Genomic DNA, 2020 nt, shown 5'->3' with positions numbered 1-2020 from the left:
AGTTCGGCGGCGTCCTACTCTCCCACAACCCTTCGGTTGCAGTACCATCGGCGCTACCAGGCTTAGCTTCCGGGTTCGGAATGGGACCGGGCGTTTCCCTGGCGCTATAACCACCGAAACACTGCGAAACAACACGCAACCAGCGTGGTGTTTCAGAACCGTAGAGTGGATGCGTAACATCTTTGTAGGCAAGTCCTCGGCCTATTAGTACCAGTCAACTCAACAACACATTACTGTGCTTCCATTTCTGGCCTATCAACCCAATCGTCTCTTGGGGGCCTTAACCCACACGGGGTGGGATACCTCATCTTGGAACAGGCTTCCCGCTTAGATGCCTTCAGCGGTTATCCCTTCCGAACGTGGCCAACCAGCCATGCCCCTGGCGGGACAACTGGCACACCAGAGGTTCGTCCGTCCCGGTCCTCTCGTACTAGGGACAGCCTTCCTCAAGTATCCTACGCGCGCGGCGGATAGGGACCGAACTGTCTCACGACGTTCTAAACCCAGCTCGCGTGCCGCTTTAATGGGCGAACAGCCCAACCCTTGGGACCTACTCCGGCCCCAGGATGCGACGAGCCGACATCGAGGTGCCAAACCATGCCGTCGATATGGACTCTTGGGCAAGATCAGCCTGTTATCCCCGGGGTACCTTTTATCCGTTGAGCGACACCCCTTCCACCAGGTGGTGCCGGATCACTAGTCCCGACTTTCGTCCCTGCTCGACATGTCTGTCTCACAGTCAAGCTCCCTTGTGCACTTGCACTCAACACCTGATTGCCAACCAGGCTGAGGGAACCTTTGGGCGCCTCCGTTACTCTTTAGGAGGCAACCGCCCCAGTTAAACTACCCATCAGGCACTGTCCCTGAACCAGATCATGGCCCGAGGTTCAGATTCCCAATTCGACCAGAGTGGTATTTCAACAACGACTCCACAGTAACTAGCGTCACCGCTTCACAGTCTCCCACCTATCCTACACAAGCCGAACCGAAAACCAATACCAAACTATAGTAAAGGTCCCGGGGTCTTTCCGTCCTGCCGCGCGTAACGAGCATCTTTACTCGTAGTGCAATTTCGCCGGGCCTGTGGTTGAGACAGCCGGAAAGTCGTTACGCCATTCGTGCAGGTCGGAACTTACCCGACAAGGAATTTCGCTACCTTAGGATGGTTATAGTTACCACCGCCGTTTACTGGCGCTTAAATTCTCAGCTTCGCCCCCGAAAGAGCTAACCGGTCCTCTTAACGTTCCAGCACCGGGCAGGCGTCAGTCCATATACATCGTCTTGCGACTTCGCATGGACCTGTGTTTTTAGTAAACAGTCGCTTTCCGCTGGTCTCTGCGGCCACCCACCCCTAGCCTGTAAAAGGCCTCAAGGTGTTTGGCCCCCCTTCTCCCGAAGTTACGGGGGCATTTTGCCGAGTTCCTTAACCACAGTTCACCCGATCGCCTTGGTATTCTCTACCTGACCACCTGTGTTGGTTTGGGGTACGGGCCGTGCATGCACTCACTAGAGGCTTTTCTCGGCAGCATAGGATCACCCTCTTCGCCTCAAACGGCTACGCATCACGTCTCAGCCACATGGAACACGGATTTACCTATGTTCCGGCCTACACGCTTACACCAGGACAACCATCGCCTGGCGGAGCTACCTTCCTGCGTCACCCCATCGCTTGACTACTACGAAATCAGGTCCCACGCTCCACAACGCCGGCTCCACCCGAAGGCTTCACCAACATGCTTTGGGTGGTTAGTATCAAACGCCTCGTCATGGGCGCACATGCTCGGGTACGGGAATATCAACCCGTTGTCCATCGACTACGCCTGTCGGCCTCGCCTTAGGTCCCGACTTACCCTGGGCGGATTAGCCTGGCCCAGGAACCCTTGGTCATCCGGCGGCAGAGTTTCTCACTCTGCATTCGCTACTCATGCCTGCATTCTCACTCCCACACCCTCCACGACTCGTTTACACGGCCGCTTCCCTGGATGCAGGACGCTCCCCTACCCATCAACACGACTACACA

At 56.2% G+C, this 2020-nt stretch carries 2 rRNA genes; both read right to left on the bottom strand.

The features are described 5' to 3' along the window. Position 1 precedes the first annotated feature (1 nt). A 5S ribosomal RNA gene (gene rrf / locus AB0K15_RS47985) occupies positions 2 to 118 on the bottom strand. 66 nt (positions 119 to 184) lie between these two features. After that, positions 185 to 2020 (bottom strand): 23S ribosomal RNA (locus AB0K15_RS47980); the annotation flags it as partial.

It is taken from the genome of Amycolatopsis sp. NPDC049253, assembly GCF_040678995.1.
GTDB lineage: Bacteria > Actinomycetota > Actinomycetes > Mycobacteriales > Pseudonocardiaceae > Amycolatopsis.
Note: the sequence above shows the minus strand (reverse complement) of the source record. Positions and strands in the feature narration are given on the sequence as shown.